This window comes from Psychrobacter urativorans (assembly GCF_904846695.1).
GTDB lineage: Bacteria > Pseudomonadota > Gammaproteobacteria > Pseudomonadales > Moraxellaceae > Psychrobacter > Psychrobacter urativorans.
The window spans coordinates 196,087-213,749 of record NZ_CAJHBR010000003.1; the positions used below are offsets into that span (position 1 = coordinate 196,087).

Here is a 17,663-nt window from a genome sequence, read left to right on the forward strand (position 1 = left end):
AAATCTAAAAATAGCTTATAAAAATTAACTCAACCATCATAACAGCAGTCTTAAGCAAGCTAGCTAGCAACTGCTGTTGATAGCAATAGCTTAAGGACTATAGACGACTTCAACACCGTCATCATCATCATCAAAACCTTCGTTATCATAATCAAAACTACTATCTTCTACTTCTAAACCTTCACGCTGGGCTTTACGAGCGGCACGATAAGCTTCACGCTGAGCTTCAGTATTGCGGCGCACTTCTATCTCTAAGCGCTCAAAACGTGCTTTTTGGGCTGCAGCAAATTCTGGATCTTCTTCTTCACGCTCACGCTCAAGTTCAATTTCATTCATCAAGTGGTATTTGACAGCGTCAGTACCTTCGCCCGTTAAGGTAGAAGTACGGAACACATCGCCAGTCCAACCAAGTTCAGCTACGATATGATTGCATAGCTCATCTAACTCTTCTGCATCGATAATTTGGTCAATCTTATTCAAGACTAAGATCTGTGGCAAATTAGCCAATTCAGGTGAAAAACGCTCAAGCTCATTAAGGATAATACGAGCATTGTTGACGGGATCAGTAGCATCAATAGGCTGGACATCGACAATATGTAGCAAACGGCGCGTACGTGCCACATGCTTTAAAAAGCGAATACCAAGACCAGCGCCTTCTGAGGCCCCTTCAATAAGACCAGGAATATCAGCCATGACAAAAGAGCGATGACGGCCGATATCAACTACGCCTAAATTAGGCACGATAGTGGTAAACGGATAGTCAGCAACCTTCGGTCTAGCAGCAGACACTTGACGAATAAAAGTGGACTTACCAGCATTAGGTAATCCAATCAACCCAACATCTGCAACAACTTTTAGCTCAAACTTAAGTACTTTAAGCTCACCTTCAAAACCTGAAGTGGCTTTACGTGGTGCTTGGTTGGTCGAGCTTTTGAAATGGGTGTTACCTAAGCCACCATCGCCACCTTTGGCAATCAACAAAGTCTGATCAATCTCAGTCATATCACCAATAACTTCATCAGTCTCAGTATCAATAATCGTAGTACCAATAGGGACTGGTAAGAAAATATCATCTGACCCTTTACCAGCACAGTTTTTGCTGTGGCCATTCTCACCGCGCATCGCATCGTAGCGGCGGGTATAACGATAATCAACTAAAGTATTAGTATTGTCATCAGCGATGACATAAATGTCTCCACCAGTGCCACCGTCACCACCATCAGGGCCACCACGAGGAACGTACTTTTCTCGGCGGAAACTGGCGATACCATTGCCACCGTCACCCGCTTTTACCGTTACGACGGCTTCATCAATAAATCGCATGTTTCAATCCTTAATTGTCAATCTTACTTATAATCTATCAGAACAGTCATTGACTCTCTCATAGCGTTACAAGCTTAGAATATTGCAAGTTTTGGTAGCGCTACACTCAATATTGGTGTAGATAAAAGCTACCCTTTTTATACTAATAAAAGCTTTAATATTTAGAAAGTACTTAAAAATAAAATTCTCAACACTTAAAAATAAAAGCCTCAATACTGGAGTTCATAATCGAGCTAAGCAGCATAAATACAGCACTGCTATAAAAAAACAAACTAGCTGTATGATTAGCTATTATTATCAGCGAGTTTTTTGACGATTTGTAGTAGTTTATTTTAACAACAACTATTAACAAATGCTCCTAACAAAAATTACTACAAAAACACCCGATAACCAATCTGACTATCGGGTGCTATCTATTCTATCAATTTGCATCGATCATAGTATCACTAGTATAACATTGAACGGTAACATTGAAACGCTACCGACCGATCATAGCTAGCAATAAAATAGCTGACTGTTATTGACAAGCAAGCATCGGCTATCAATTAAGCTGGAAGCTGTGCGTAATTGATACCACCCATTTGGGTCGCCAAACGCAATACTTGCGTGCTGTAGCCGACTTCGTTGTCATACCAAATATATACAGTGGCATGATTATCAGTAACGATAGTCGCTTGAGCATCAACGATGCCTACATGCTTAGTACCAACAAAGTCAGTAGACACTGCTTCGGTAGAGTCAGTATAAGCAATCTGTGATTGCCAAGTGCTACTGTTAGCGATATTACGTAAAAATTCATTTAACGCATCAGCACTAGCTGGAGCAGTTTTTAGGTTTAAATTCAAAATGGCTAGGCTCACATTTGGCGTTGGTACACGGATAGCATTGCCCGTCAGTTTACCGCTAAGCTCTGGTAATGCTTTACCAACAGCTTTGGCAGCGCCAGTGCTAGTAATAACCATATTCAACACTGCACTACGACCACGACGATCGGCTTTATGATAGTTATCAATAAGGTTTTGATCGTTAGTGAAAGAGTGAATAGTCTCTACATGCCCATTCTCAATACCGAACTCATCGTTGAGTACTTTTAAGGTTGGGGTGATAGCGTTGGTAGTACAGCTAGCCGCACTCACGATAGTGTCATCGCCGACAGTATCGTTATTGACTCCATAAACAACGTTTTTGATATCGCCGCCAGCAGGGGCAGTCAATAATACTTTACTTGCGCCTTTTGACTGCAAATGCTTACCTAAGCCATCTTCGTCTTTCCAGATGCCCGTATTATCAATAATCAACGCATCGTTAATACCATAAGCAGTATAGTCGATTTCACTTGGGTCTTTAGCATAGATAACTTGTACAAAACGGCCATTAATCAGCAAGCCATTATTGTCTTCATCGACGCTAACACTACCTAAAAAACCACCATGAACTGAATCACGCTCAAGTAATGAGGCGCGTTTGGCCAAATCACCAGCAGCGGCAGGACGCACAACGATAGCTTTTAGCTGTAAGCCCTTGACGCTCGATGCTTGTGAAAGTAGCAAGCGAGTCAATACTCTACCGATACGACCAAATCCGTACAGCACTACATCAGTAGCACCATTTACAGTATTATCATCTTTGCTCAGCGCTTGTAATACTTGCTGGATATCGCTGCCATTAGTAATTAACTGACCGACATCAACACGAGTAGCTTGGATATCACTAGCCGCTAAAGCTTTGACCATTGCTAACGTATCAGCAATCGCAATGGCTTTACTGTCTTGATGACGGATAGCTGCTTTTTGGTGCAGCGCTAGTACTTGGTTGATTGAGGTGGTATCAATAGCCTCACCAAACAAGGTAACTTGTACGTCTTGCTCATTATAGAGCTTATTAAGTAGACCGATTAATTCGATCACTTGTTGTTCTTGATTATTATAATCGTTCAAACGGTCTTGATGTAATTGGCGTAAGGTATTAGCATTGCTCACGAGAAACATCCTTATAGTCAGTAAAATGAATAGCACAATTAAGAGATAGGGTATAAATAGTTAAAACGCGGTAAAAAATGAGGCAAATAGCCTTGAGGGGAATAGCATTATTAATGTAGCTATAATAAGACAGCAACGAGGTCTAAATCATCACTGTCAGGGCCATAACAGCCTCTAAATCGCCTAGATTTTAGCCTAAAATGCCTTATTTTGCCAGTGATAACCGTAATTACTATTCTTTATGGGGGATAAAACCGCTTATTATCAGCATTGGCAAGCTAAATGAGGCAACTAAGTGGCGATAAACAGCAGGTAGCATGCGGATAACCAACCAATAGATAGCTGATAAATCTTAAGGCACTAAGTTAACAGTCTGACTACTTTGATGAGTCAACTTAAACTCTCTTAGATCGTAACCTTGTTGCTGAGCAATCTGACGATACTTAGCATAAGTTTGCTGACTAATATCAGGCGTACGACCTAGTAACCAAAGATAATCTTTGTCTGGGGTGCCTACTAAAGCTGTTTGATAATTAGCATCGCGCGCTAGTACCCAATAATCAGCACGGCCTACTGGCAACCAACGAATCCAAGAAGGCAAAAAGGTAACTTTTAGCTTACTACCAGTACTATCTACTGGTTTGGCTAAGCCATCTGCGGCAATCCCCTTGCCATCTTTACCCACACATTTATTGGTAACAACGATACCTGAGCCATCCGTTTTGCTAGTATAAGTAGCCGTCACATCGCGATCACAATTACGCTGAAAATACATGGGTAAACGGGCTATCTCATACCAAGTACCAGCATACTTTGCTAAATCAACACTATCCACTGTAGTAGGATTAGTAGCAGATTTATGCATAATATCAGCAGGCTCAACCGCTAAGGTTGCCGCCTTCATACTAGCAGTAGGGATACTACCAGTAGTAGTACTGCTAACTATGTTAGCTGGTGCTGCATAAGCAGAAAAGGCAGCTAAAGGTATAATAATTGCTAACGCAATAGCGGTATGCTTAAGTAAACCATTCATGAATATACGCTCTGGGATGTTGTTATGTTGTTGGTTGACGACTTGTTTGCACCCTAGCTTCGAGGGGTTTAACTTATCAGTATTTGTAATATTGCTATTAATTTTACTATTAATTTTATTATTATTGACAAGATTGCGGTTGCCACGGCTATTATGCATAAGGGGTTCAGCATTGTCAGCTTCAATATTTACCTGAATACCGCTAGTAGATGTAAAATCTTGAAAATCTTGCTTAATTTTTTTGCTTAGTGCATCGTTGCTATGTGCTATAGAGTTGCGAGAAAAACTAGTTTCGCTAGTCGCTTTTTTATAATCACCATTTATGTTCATAGCTTTTTCGACATAAGGCATACCTGATACACTGGCGGTATGCGCGTTTTTTTTATTAGCAATAACTTTAGCCATTGCTTGTGAAACTTCATTTTCGTAGCTGGCATCATTGCTGGCACGGCCAGTCTGGTGAGTGTTATCGCATCTCAAGTATGGACTACTGGCTTGGCTAAACTGATGCGACTGAGAACCAGCTGCCTGTGAATCAGTCCATACTGAATCAGGTAATCTATTGGTTTTCATAAAAAATACCATTATCAATTATACAATGAGTTATTAGAATGGCTAAATGACCTTCGGTTGCTAGCTAACAGTATTAGTAACTCACACTGTCATCAACTAAAGTCTATTCATTCTATCTGCATTTATGAGATAGAAAATGCTATCCAATTTCAAATTCTATAGTAGGCGCATGGTAGTCAGCTAACTAGTGTGGCAATGTAGGGAAAAGCAACGGTTTGTAAATAACAATGCACTGCATTCACAATTAGCAGTCACTAGTAACGGCTTTGTAATTTTTAGCTAAAACAATAACTTAAATTATAGCTGTACAGTATTTTACTATTGATTTTTATTATTGAACCATTCAGACGCCAGTGTATGTCACCTAGTAGCTCATGGCTCAAGCTAAAACTGGTGCTAGATTAATGCATTAAAAATTGACGGATTCCTGCGATACTTGTGGCGCCGTGGCTAGTTGCAACTTGATTTAACTTTGGCGCTAGCCCCCCTAAAGCGATTACTGGCATATCAGCTAGTTGGGCTAACGATGACCAAGCTTTCCATCCTAACGGCCTAGTACCAGGATGGGTTGCCGTTGCTAGTACTGGCGCTAAAAAAATACCGATAACCGGCGGCTGTTTATGTTGCAAGCGTATCGCAGCTAATTTATTAGCGATTTGAATACTAGCTACATCGTGGCAACTGACTATCAAGGGATAGGCGGTAGTCAAGGGTTGCCTATCTTTAGCACTATGTTGGCAAGAATCAAACCACTCTAATAGCTCGCTATGGCTAAGATGCACAGCATTGACTCGCCCATTTAGGCCTTGATCATCTGAGGTGTTACTAGTTTCAGGGCTGATTTTAACATTGTCTTGGTTGGGCACTATGCTATAAATATCAGCTCTAGATGCTAGTAGCTGCTCGGCAAGGGAAGCTGAGTGGTGATCTTTGACCCTGATATAGACCCAAGCGCCTCTGGCGATATGCTGCTCATGGTAGTTTAACCATGCCTTACGGCTATTATCAGCTGAGTGAAAGTGCGCTAAAGGATAGCTAATACTTATCTGTGCTGGCAGTCGCAACCAAGCCAAGATCGTCTGATTAGCTGCCGGTAATGGATACTGCCCTGCTAACAGCTCAGCTTCATCGACCCAAGTTAAGGCTTGCCCTTCTGACCCATAAGTATCATTTTTGTGTCGTTGATATTGCTCGCTACTAAGCGCCACTTTATAGACCTGCAAGCATACTTTTTTATCGCCATAATCATGATACAAACGACCCAGTTTAACTGCGACATTGATACTAGTATTACTGATATCAATAGCAGTCTCCTCGCTCACTTCCCGTATCAATGCCGCGCTTGCATCCTCACCCTTGTCTATCTTGCCGCCAACGAACTCATAGCGATCACCTTGATGTTGGTTACGGTTACGAAACCCTAGCAAGTACTGTTGTTTATAATGAATAACCGCTACTGCCACATTGATAACCGTAGCAGCTTGATCATTATTTGGCTTATTAGTATCGATAGCGGCTTGCTGCGCTACAACTTCACCTTGCATAAATCACACCTAAAAAATTTATAATTAGCCTGAGTACGGTTTTTTTGTAGTAGAAAAGTCCGTAGTAGTACTCATTATAAAGGCTTAAATACATCAGTTTAGTTAATTGCTAATATTTATTTATTTAATTGCTTGCAAATTACAAAATAGTAAATGATAATGATTATCGTTACTTAAGCAAAGTTAGTGTTTTCCAACTTCTGTCTTTACCCTATTTACTCAGCTTATTTAGCTAGCTTGGCACTGATTTTTATCCCTATAACTCACACCCTAGCCACTCATCAAAAGGAATTTATTATGAGCATCGTTATTTCTCGTTATCTAAACTACCGTGACAACCGTTTGCCTACTATGCAATCTCAGCACTTATTTGCGCTGACTAATGAGGTGCGTATTGAACACGAAGGCGAAGAATATCGCTTACGCCTTACCCGTAACAACCGCTTGATTTTGACTAAATAGCCGCGTAGATGACTGAAGACGGCCAATCTTTACTTATTGAGAAAAAAGCTATCAAAAAAAAGCTTTAAAAGTCAGTATAAATATTATTAGTTAGCCAATAAAAAACGCCTTTAACTAGAAGGCGTTTTTTATTGGCAGCTTTTATTGGCTGTTCTTATTAATCAACATCTAACCTGCGTCTATACCGTTTATGCGCTACCTTGCTGAGCTAGGACAATTGCAAACTAATACCATTACCAGCGATTAAAATTGCAAGCTGTACACTACATCGACTGCATTTTCAGCAGCTGAGGTTGCTTCGACATAGATACGGCGAGTCAGCTGATAACGGATGGACAGACTACTTTGGGCGTTGAACACCCCGACCCCATAGCGTATATATAAATCAGGAGTAACATAACCTGTGACGTTAACGTTAGTATCTTCACTATTGCCTGAGGCTTCAACCGTTAAGCTCTGTAGACCAAAAGCTTGACCTATTTGATTAGTCAGACTGCGAGTACCACTTAAGCCAAAGTTCAAGCCAGCAGCGGCTAAGTTATTGGTGACTTGTGATTTGAATCCTTGTTCACTAATCTGAGAAGGACTGCCATCATTGATACGACCAGTAACTAAAGCATTCATAGCTTGCTGTTGGGTTAAGCCGGCGTTATTGAATACTATAATATTAGGGCTTTCTATAGACCCTGTAACTCGCACACCCACCGTATTATCACTGATAGTTTTAACCGCTTCGATACTTAAGTTAGGCTTCATAACGTCACCATTAAAACGCACTTGACCATAATTGAGTTCGAGACTCTGTCCAAAAGCGTCAATACTAGTACGACGTGCTACTTGAACCACCCCTTTCGCTCGCATAACGCCTGTGCCATTTTGGGTGACATTAATAGCGCCAGCCAAAGGAATAACAGCACCGAAACCACGGAAGTTGATATCATCACCCAAATCTATACCAATATCAGCATTGATTGACCAAGGTTTAGAGATCGCTAGTACTTCCTCAATATTACCAATTAAACGTCTATCTAGCACCACGGCGTCTTCAGTCTGAGTGATAATATCTTCACTAGCTTCTGGCGGACGAATAGTAGCGGATGGCACACTGATAGCCCCAGCAATATTGACATAACGATCACTAGGTCGCACGATGATGTCTATATCTGGATTGACTTCAGCTAGTAGTAAAGGTGGCTGAGTCAACACTAAGCGCTCACCAATAATACTTAGCTTAGCTTGCAGCTTTTCACGCCAATCGATAGCTCCTGTCAAAGTACCTGCCCCTGTACCACTATTGAACTTACCATCGACAGTCGCTTGGGTACCACGAATCTTAGCAGTAGCCCCAATTTTGGACAGATTGACTGGTAAGTCTAGCATCGCTACACGACCATCGACTAGTTTGACATCCCCATAGAACTGCGGTTTATCTAAAGTTCCGCCTAAGCCCCCTGCCATAGTAATATTGCCTTCTAATACCCGCATACCTGGGAAGAAAGGCTTAAATACTGCTAGATTTAACTCGTTAAGGACTACAGCTCCTGAGATAGGTTTTGGGGTTTTATAAGGATCAACAATGACCTCAGCGTAGCCACGAGCCCCGCGCCCTGTATTGATATCTGAGCGCAGCTTTAAACCTTCAGGAACGGATAAAGCAATTAGCGATACCCGCTGGTAGGGCAAGGTTACCGGTTCAGCATCTCCGTCTTGAATCAAACCGATTTTGCCGTTGTCCGAGTATAAAGTAGTATTAATAGTTGGCGGCTTACCACGTTGCCAGCCAACAATTGCCTTACCATTGATTTTGCCATGCCAATCAATATCGTCCGGCAAAAATATAGCAAATAATGAAGTATCAATCTTCTGTACAGTGAGGTTGACTTGGCCTGCGGCAGCAGATGCTATTAAGTTTTCGCGCAAACATAACTTACCAGTCTGATCTGCAGCCTGCCAGCAATGCGCTGCCAACTGTACTTTTAGATCGCTATTATTATTACTTGGCAAATTGACGATCAATTGTGCTGGTTGTACTTGATCTAGAGTGGCATATTGAGACTTAACTCGACCGTTCCCTATAGCTCCGGACCAGCTAAGCTTGGCACGGTCAAACCCGCCTTTGAGTCTAGCAGAGATATCAAGCTGATCATTTGCAACAGCAAGATTTAGGGTATGTGCCTGCTCAGTCCCATTAAAGGCGGCATTGACATTTTTGAAACTCTGACCAGAGACGTCTAAGCCTTCGGCACTGATAATCAGCTGGCTTGGACTATTAGCCAGATTGACTAGCTTACCGCGTATCTGACCTTGACGTAGGATAATGCCAGGTAACGAAATACGCTCGCCTACCAAATCGATATAAATTGTTGGTAGCGCCTCTCCGTTGGGCTGCGATAAAGTGGCCCCGCCAGTTACTTTACCCGCTAATTTATCTGAGAGCTGATCGAGGCTAGTGATGTTGATTTTTGTTTCTAACTGCTTAGCATTACCATTAGCCGTCAGGTAATTGTCTCCCCAACGCAGTACGACATCATTAGCATTCAAGCTCTCAATGAGGCCATTAACTTGATTATATTGCGCTTCAGCATCTTGAGTTTGTAGACGCTTAAAGTAACTGGAAAGATCTGCTGGTAGATTGAGCTTAGCTGACAAGCTACCTTTGGCCGTCAACGGCTGTCCTTTCAAACTTCCGCTTAAATTAAAGCGCTTTAAATTAACAACTTGTTTGGTTTTACCCCAACTACCATCAGTATCAATGGTTCCTGTGATCACACTAGGGGTATCTTTGAGGAAATACCCTAGATTAAAGCGATCCATAACCGCATTAATATTCCACGCTATTGCTTTACGCACATCTACGGTGCCTTTAGCATCGATACTACCGGCAGCACCCACATGACGGAAGCGCTTGATACGAATAAGCTGTGAGTCGCCACTAGCATCTAGGGTTAGCTTACCGGCTGGCAATTGCTCAGCATCAAGTATCCCATCAAAGTTGATAGCAAACTGCTGTAACTTACCTTTAGCGTTGACTTGGTTTTTAGGGGCTGACTGCCACTCACCGCTAGTCACTAAGTCACCAGTCACTATAGCTGGATTATTAGGCAAGAAATAACCTACGTTAAAGTTATCAAAACGCCCAGTTAGTTTCCAGCCTAGGTTTTTGCGGAGATCAACCACCCCTTTGGCTTTTACCGCTCCCGCTTCACCAGCATAATTTAATTTACGAATATTAACTAGCTTGGGCGTGCCGGCAGCATCGATAGATAAACGGCCTTTTGGCACATCAGCGGTATCAATTTGCCCCTCAAAACGAGCATCAAATACTGACAGCTCACCACCGATAACATCAATACTAGCATCACCACCGCCAACGATGCCTATAGCACGACTGTCTTGAGTATTATCAAGATTGACTTGCAGGTCAGTATTATTAAAGCTGATGATATGACGCTGACCTTCTACTCGGTTTTTACTAATATTGAGTAAACGCCCGCGAGCATTAATACGTCCTACTAAGCGCTCTATCGGTAAGTCGCTGCGATACTGTTTAGGTAACAACCCTTTAGTACGAGCATCTATCTGCCAAGTTAGCGGACGCTGTTTGCTGGCCAATTGAATCTGACCAGTACCTGAAAGGTCGCCGACAATACCTTTATAATTCAAACGATCGATATCGATTACGTTAGCCACTTTGCGCATGCGCACATCGTAGTTACCTTTTGGCGCTATGTTCAACTCATTAATAACCGCGTTAGAGTCGACAGACAAGCTTGAGCCACGAACAGTAACCTTTGCTTTCCCACTTGGACTGTCAACATTACCTATATTAGGAAGATCCTGACGTTTTAGGTTTTGCCAGCTGGCATCGATATATAAAGGCGCCGGCTGCTTAGATCTAACTGGTTTTTTACCGCGTATAATATTAGCATTGACATGCTCGCCGTCACGCTGGCGTAGATCCGCATCTATCTCTAAGTTACCAGCGCTATTATTATGCTGATAATGAAAGGATAGCTCTCCATTGAGCTTTTTGGGTGCATAGACTTTATATTCTGCATACTCTTTAGGAATAACCCGTCGAATATCGAAGTTACTACCGGTAGCGCGCAAATTGGCATCAAAACTGTTTTTCCAGTCCAGAACTCCTTGTACCAATAAGTTTCCAGCAGGTACACTAGCATTGAGTTGCCCAATACGCAGTTGGCTGTTAGCGACTATACCGCGAGCTTGATAATGACCTGAAGGGATGTCTTTAGCGGTCAATTCTGTATTAATGCGCAACTGTATCTCGGAGAGAACCCCTGAGGCAGTAAGCAGACCTTGTTTCAGATGGATTTTTTGCTCATCAGCATAAGGAATAAGCAGGTCATCCCACTGTAATTTGGCTTCAAAAGGCGCACCAGCATCCAGGCCTTGTATCACTACTTCGCCACGTACATCACCTTCGTTATAACGGCTACGCACTTTACCTACGGTACGCTTTAAACTACCAGTCGCTGTGATATCAAGCGGAGCTACATAAGCTTTTTCTAAGGCGCTGACTTCAGCGATGGCGCTGAAATCTAATGGGTAATCCCCTTGTAAATCAATACTACCTTTCAAAGCACTGACTTTGACAATATCAGCATAGCGCAAATCACCGCCGCCTACCGTCACTTGACTGCCAACCCAAGTAAGATCACGCGCAAAAATATCATGGATTACAATAGGGTCTTTGCTGACTTGTTGATAAACTATGGTTTTTACTTTTGCTTGATCAAAACGCAAGTTGACGGGTAACTTAAGAGTTTTATAGTCAAAAGGCTCGCCAGTTGGCATTTTTTTATTGATAATATCAATACGCTGGATATTGGCATCACGCAAATGAACTTCTTTAGCAAAAACTGCCCGCCAGCCTATTTTTACATAGGCTTTATCCACCAATACTTGGATATCTTCAGTGGCCTTGATATCAATATCAGTGACCCAAATACCATCACGTAAATTACCGCTACCATATTTGAACCCAATACCAGTCTCAGCACTGATCTTCTTTAGTAGAAATTCAGTACCTGACTCAGTACCTGCCATATAGAAAAAAACCGCAAACATGATCACTAATACGGTAAGGATCAAAATAAGCAGTTTTAATAGGAAGGACAGCGGGTACCAATGACGCAGTAAACGGGCATCTCTTTGGGCCGGATCTTCATCCATAGGGTTTTTAGGAGGCGTGGTATTATTGGTCAACATTATACTCAACTGCATTAAAATTCTAATTACTAACCAAAGATTAGCGCGTTTTTTGAAGCCTTGCTAGGCAAGATTACTAGCGATAAAAAGGTAATAACTTGCCTAGACTCAAAGTACTTAGTTGATCTCACCTATAGGACTCAGCATCACTTTATCACTAGTATTCTAACAGCTATAAAGGGGAACCGATAAAGAAGTGTAATCTTATTGGAATGCTCTCTTCAGTAACTCCGGCAGCGACATCGACTCGCACGGTACCTACTGGTGACGCCCAACGTATACCAACGCCAACGCCGACTTTGGTTTCAGTATCAAAGTTAGTATCATAAGCATTACCTACATCAGTAAAAAATGCACCGCGAAAACCTGGTTTAAACTCATAATTATATTCAGCACTACCTACCGCCAGTATTTGACCCCCTGTCAGATAGCCATTCTGTAGTGGCGATAAGCTTTCGTAGTCAAAGCCACGAATACTTTGGTCACCGCCAGCGAAGAAACGTAGCTTATAAGGTACTGCTTCGAATTCGTCAGCCCAAATATAGCCAGTATTAAAGCGACCGATCAGCTGGTGCTTATCATCTTCACCAAAGCTATATAGCCCACTAACCCCTGCTCTGACAATCGCCATATCAGTATCGCTTAGTAAACTCTTACTGCCCGCTTCAACACTATAATATTGGCGAATACCACGTGTAGGATTGAGCACATTATCGACATTAGTCTTATTAACACCATAACCGAACAGCAATGCTTCTTGAGTAGGATTTGAGGAAACAAATCGTATAGGCAAATCTTCTAGATCAGCCCCTTCTAACCCTGTCTCTAGCTTGTCCGAGCGATACTTAACAAAGTAACTTCGATTCCAACCATTTTCGTTGCGAATATTACGCGCTAATGCCGCTTTTAAGGTTTGAGTAGACAAGTCAAAGTTACCTTCACCTTGGTTGATAACCTCTTCCTCGTAAGTCAAACGTGCCTCAAGTTTATCATTGAGTGGGTGCTTCCATGGTCGACTACCGTATAGCGTAGCATTTTTGGTAACACTAGAAAGCTCAACCTCAGCCCCTGCCTGATAGCCTTTACGATTGATTAAATTGTAATCTATTTTTGCTGTGGCTCGTATTCCAGTATCTGTACCATAACCGAGACCAACTTGCGCATCACGAGGCTTATCAGATGATACAAACACATATAGTGGTACTTTTTTGCTCTGCAGTACTTGTTCAGGGGTTATACGGCCTACAAGGGTTGGGGCAACGAAGTTTTCATCTGTAAAAGGTTTCTCACCATCAGGGAATATGCTTTTGACCACGCTACTAATAGAGTCGCTTATTTTGCCTAAGATGTTTTCGGCTTTATCTTGCTTTTCATCTAAAACTCGATTGTTTGGCAGCTGAGTTAAACGCGTGGCTTTTTGCTTGATAGCTTGTAGCTTTTCACTAGTTTGCTCATCGACTTCGAATTCAATGGGGGCAATATCCGCAGAATCTACTCTGGCACCAGTATTGGCGACAACACTGTCATCGCTAGCGCTTTTTGCATTATTAGCAGCATTACCACTCTCCTCATTAGTAGTCAACTTACTGGCAGTAGCGGCGCTATTAACGTCCTCATCAGTAACACTGCCCTCATCTTTAGATGGGGTATTGTCAAAGGCTAAGGTACTGTTTTCGTTACGCTCATCTGGCGGTAGGATTGACTCGACATTGACGGTATTAAAGTAGCGAGTAGCGGACAAGTCATTACTGAATTTGGTAATGTCCGGACGATAAAAAGGATCACCAGCTTCAAAATCAAACAATTGCTTCAATAACGACATCTCAACAGGCAATTTAGCAGGGTCACTGGTCAAAGTGCCTGTTGCCTCATCATAAGTAAAGAATATTACTTCATCAAACTGATAACGATCGCCAGTATTATAGACTAGCGATACATCGGCTGTGTTATCAGGTAAGATGATATCAACAGATTTGTTCAACCAATATTGATCAAAATAACCATAAGTATTACTTAAGGCTTCTAGCGCCGCCTTACTACTTTTATAGACTCGATGATTAAAGATATCCCCTTCTTTGGGCGGTAGATTGGACTGCAATGCTTGGAATTCTGGCTGGTTGCTACCTTCGCCACGTATATCGACGATGCTACTATCAACCCGCACCGGCTCGCCTAATCTCTCGATAATAACATCGATAGTATCACTGTTAGGCTGGCGTAAGCTTAGAGCAATATCATAATAGCCAACCGCTCTAGCCGCATCTAGTGCCGACTGACGTAAGCGTGGCAACGCGGCAGTAAAATCAACCACAGACTGTACTGTAGTATCATCTAACGCCGCTTTTATATTATTGATAGGTTGAATCTTGTCGTCTGCTTTAACTAATTTTACTGGGCTATTATCATCTTTGCTGCTTGACGCTTGCTGTAGATAAACCGTAGTCTCGACATGCGGTAGCGCCGTGACCCCACCATTAAAAAACCTATTGTAAGCGCGCTTAATAAAGCTTTCTGGATTACGAGCGCTGGTCTTAAGTTTTGAGCCTTGCTGCAAACTTTCACTGATGGCTTGCTTTTCGGTGCTTACTTGATAGTCCGGTAGATAATCATCAGGATTTATAACACTACCTTTACGTTTTGGTCTATTAACTCCAGTACCCGTTTTAGGATCAACATCGGGTGTTTTGCCGGCATTAATCTGAGCTACAGTATCCTGCACCTTATCAGTGGCACCAGTGACAGGCTTAGCTTGCTGCTGCCTTAAAACTTGCTCTGGGTTTGACTGCTGATTGATATTAACGCCTGAATCAACCCGACCGCTACTTACCGCAGCACTCACATTGATTGGACGCGCTATAATCTCAGCAGTTTCAGCACGATCTTGCTGATTCTGAGGCTTGTTAAGGGTATCAAGATTACTAGGCATTGGTAGAGTAGATTGATCTAACTCAGTATCTAGACCAATAGGAGGCTGGCGACTGTCTAAGGTAGCAATGGGCCGATTAAAATCATTACCCGTGATAAAAATATCTTCATTAAAACCGTCGCCGCCAATGCTATTGCTAATATTGTTATTAGCCTTGTTATTAAAATTACTGTTATTAAAATTACTGTTATTACTATTTTGTCCACTATCTAATATGTCTAAGGCTGCCAGCTCATTTTCGATCTGCTCAGGGGTCATCATCTGATAGCCACGCTGCTGCATCTCTGCTACTTTTTGCTGTAACTCTGCATCCGATACCTCAGGAGCTGTATTATTGTTGCTATTACTATTGTTATTACTGTTATTAGATTTATTGCCTAAAGTCTGTTGGGCATATTCCTCTAGTACCGAGCGATCAATAATCCCTTGTTCAACTGCTTGCTTAAGACGCAGCGCATCAAGTACATTATCTATTTCAGCATCAGAGCTGATAGCTGCAGAGCTATTATTAGCCTTAGTATTAGAGGTAGTAGCCGCCATTGCTGGGCTCATACTTAAACCTACAAAGCTAGTAGTAAGCGCAGTAAATAATGCTGAGCGAGCAAAATGCTTATAAGGATAACCAACCCCTAAACGCTGAGTATTAGGGCTATCTAGTACTTCTATATTATCTTGTATAGTATCTTGCGTCGGCAAGCGCAAGCTGCCAAATGCTGGAGTTGGGGATAGACCACTCATGTACTTATTTCCTATCACTTCATTTGGCATAATAAAACTATGCTTATAAATCGTTGCAGACGCAGACTAAAGGGCAAGCTTACAAATAATAACTTAGTTAATTATTAAATCATAGCATCGAGGATATATATTTCTAGCAAGCAATTGCTATTATACGGCTTAACATCGGTAAATCCCATCTTATATTTTTATAAGTTTTTGATAGTAATAGCTATTATTTACAATCCTTAGCAAGCTTGACAAAGCGGGCTCGTTTTAGTGCTGCCTATTATATTTGATATAGGTTATATTTAGCTTATCCAACCCATTACAAGCGGTACACTTGTAGGAGCATTCATGGCAAGTCAGTTTCAATTATTTAAGCGTAAGCGCTTTAGTTCTATGTTTTTTACCCAGTTTTTGGGAGCCTTTAACGATAATATTTTTAAGCAAGCGTTGATATTAGTGCTGACCTATAGCGCGGCTAGCCAGTTGGGTGTAGAGGTTAGTATTTTGAATAATTTGGCAGCTATGCTATTTATTCTACCTTACTTTTTGTTTTCGGCAGTAGCAGGTCAATTGGCTGATAAGTTTGAGAAGTCAAAGCTGACTCGCCTTGTAAAGCTACTAGAGCTAATTATTATGGCGATAGCGGCCGTAGGCTTTGTATTTGAATGGTATGCTTTATTATTTGTAGCGCTGTTTTTAATGGGTACTCACTCGACTTTTTTTGGCCCTATCAAGTACGCTTATTTGCCTCAGGCTATGAAAGAAGATGAGTTAGTAGGCGCTAACGGTCTGTTCCAGATGGGCACTTCACTGGCTATATTGCTAGGTATGATTATCGCTGGGGTATTAACCCAGCTGCCGCAGTCGCTATACTGGATTAGTGCTACGGTTATAATAGTAGCTGTATTAGGCTATATGGCGGCGCGCTTTATTCCCGCTACCCCAGCCATGCAACCTGAGCTTAAAGTAAACTGGAATATTTTTACTACTAGTGTATCAATAGTACGTTACTTATACTCTTTACCGTTTTTGTTCTTCATAATCTTAGGTAATAGCTGGTTTTGGTTTTATGGGGCGACGTTTTTGACTCAAACTCCAGAAGTCAGCAAAGTTATCCTACACGGTGACGAGTCAGTAGTTATATTTTTGCTAACGCTGTTCTCAGTTGGGGTATCAATAGGCTCTTTATTATGCAAAAGCTTAACCAAGAATCAAGTTAGCTTGCGCTTGCTGCCTTTCGGTATTGCCGGTTTGAGTGTCTTCGCTATTGATTTATATTTTTCACTGTCAGCGTTAACTATAGATACTACTAACAGTGAGGCTTTATTAGGCATCACTAGTTTACTGGCTATCAATGGCAGCTGGCGAGTGTTCGTAGATTTATTCTTTTTGGGCTTTAGTGGTGGCTTATATATCGTACCTTTATATGCTTCTATGCAGGCCTATGCACCCAAAAGTCATAGGGCGCGTATCATTGGGGCTAATAACATCTTTAATGCTATCTTTATGGTGACCTCAGCTATATTTGCGATCGCCGTCTTGAATGCATTCGCTATGAGCCTACCGCAGCTGTTCTTAATTACTGGATTATTAAACATCGCTTTTGGGATATTTTTATACTTAAAACTGACGAAACATATTCAGAATGCGGTTATGCAAACTCACGATGATTCTGACACCCTCAATGCTAGTGATGCATAGCTAGTGATGCATAAAGGGGTAAGGCGTGAGCACATTTGAATTTATTATTATCAGTTAATAATAAATGGTATCTTTGCTCTGCCGACCATCCCTATTATTTGTTATAGTGGCGACTAATAACAGAGTAGTAGTTTTTTGATACCTTTTTAATTATCTTTTAATTG

8 protein-coding genes are annotated in these 17,663 nt (G+C 41.7%); 2 read left to right on the forward strand and 6 right to left on the reverse strand.

Annotated elements, in window-relative coordinates; genetic code table 11:
- Nucleotides 1-90: 90 nt before the first annotated feature.
- The 4 genes from cgtA to JMY09_RS04120 form a co-directional block, all read right to left on the reverse strand.
- Nucleotides 91-1,323, reverse strand: coding sequence for an Obg family GTPase CgtA (cgtA, locus tag JMY09_RS04105; RefSeq protein ID WP_201622316.1), 1,233 nt, complete (start codon nt 1,321-1,323; stop codon nt 91-93).
- Between the two features lie 545 nt (nt 1,324-1,868).
- On the reverse strand, nt 1,869-3,311 hold the full coding sequence (locus JMY09_RS04110; protein ID WP_201622317.1) for a glyceraldehyde-3-phosphate dehydrogenase: 1,443 nt from the start codon (nt 3,309-3,311) through the stop codon (nt 1,869-1,871).
- 343 nt (nt 3,312-3,654) lie between these two features.
- On the reverse strand, nt 3,655-4,908 hold the full coding sequence (locus JMY09_RS04115; RefSeq protein ID WP_201622318.1) for a lipocalin family protein: 1,254 nt from the start codon (nt 4,906-4,908) through the stop codon (nt 3,655-3,657).
- A 401-nt stretch (nt 4,909-5,309) separates the two neighbouring features.
- Complete coding sequence (locus JMY09_RS04120) at nt 5,310-6,452, reverse strand: NUDIX domain-containing protein (protein WP_201622319.1); 1,143 nt, start codon at nt 6,450-6,452, stop codon at nt 5,310-5,312.
- A 297-nt stretch (nt 6,453-6,749) separates the two neighbouring features.
- Between JMY09_RS04120 and hemP the strand changes: the two genes are divergently transcribed.
- The gene (gene hemP, locus JMY09_RS04125; RefSeq protein ID WP_201622320.1) at nt 6,750-6,914 is read left to right on the forward strand and encodes a hemin uptake protein HemP; all 165 of its coding nucleotides are present in this window, start codon (nt 6,750-6,752) and stop codon (nt 6,912-6,914) included.
- Between the two features lie 243 nt (nt 6,915-7,157).
- Here the strand turns inward: hemP and JMY09_RS04130 are convergent, their stop codons facing one another.
- Nucleotides 7,158-12,146: a translocation/assembly module TamB domain-containing protein gene (locus JMY09_RS04130; protein WP_201622321.1), complete on the reverse strand. Its 4,989-nt coding sequence runs from the start codon at nt 12,144-12,146 to the stop codon at nt 7,158-7,160.
- A gap of 172 nt (nt 12,147-12,318) precedes the next feature.
- Complete coding sequence (locus JMY09_RS04135) at nt 12,319-15,810, reverse strand: autotransporter assembly complex protein TamA (RefSeq protein ID WP_227677151.1); 3,492 nt, start codon at nt 15,808-15,810, stop codon at nt 12,319-12,321.
- A gap of 336 nt (nt 15,811-16,146) precedes the next feature.
- Here JMY09_RS04135 and JMY09_RS04140 point away from each other — a divergent pair, with 336 nt between their 5' ends.
- The gene (locus JMY09_RS04140) at nt 16,147-17,499 is read left to right on the forward strand and encodes an MFS transporter (protein ID WP_201622322.1); all 1,353 of its coding nucleotides are present in this window, start codon (nt 16,147-16,149) and stop codon (nt 17,497-17,499) included.
- The last annotated feature ends 164 nt before the right edge of the window (nt 17,500-17,663 follow it).

What these genes read in the sequence shown, in the direction of transcription:
- hemP (WP_201622320.1), top strand. Translation starts at nt 6,750, where the DNA reads ATGAGCATCGTTATTTCTCGTTATCTAAACTACCGTGACAACCGTTTG.
- JMY09_RS04115 (WP_201622318.1), bottom strand. Translation starts at nt 4,908, where the DNA reads ATGAAAACCAATAGATTACCTGATTCAGTATGGACTGATTCACAGGCA.
- cgtA (WP_201622316.1), bottom strand. Translation starts at nt 1,323, where the DNA reads ATGCGATTTATTGATGAAGCCGTCGTAACGGTAAAAGCGGGTGACGGT.
- JMY09_RS04140 (WP_201622322.1), top strand. Translation starts at nt 16,147, where the DNA reads ATGGCAAGTCAGTTTCAATTATTTAAGCGTAAGCGCTTTAGTTCTATG.
- JMY09_RS04135 (WP_227677151.1), bottom strand. Translation starts at nt 15,810, where the DNA reads ATGAGTGGTCTATCCCCAACTCCAGCATTTGGCAGCTTGCGCTTGCCG.
- JMY09_RS04120 (WP_201622319.1), bottom strand. Translation starts at nt 6,452, where the DNA reads ATGCAAGGTGAAGTTGTAGCGCAGCAAGCCGCTATCGATACTAATAAG.
- JMY09_RS04110 (WP_201622317.1), bottom strand. Translation starts at nt 3,311, where the DNA reads ATGTTTCTCGTGAGCAATGCTAATACCTTACGCCAATTACATCAAGAC.
- JMY09_RS04130 (WP_201622321.1), bottom strand. Translation starts at nt 12,146, where the DNA reads ATGTTGACCAATAATACCACGCCTCCTAAAAACCCTATGGATGAAGAT.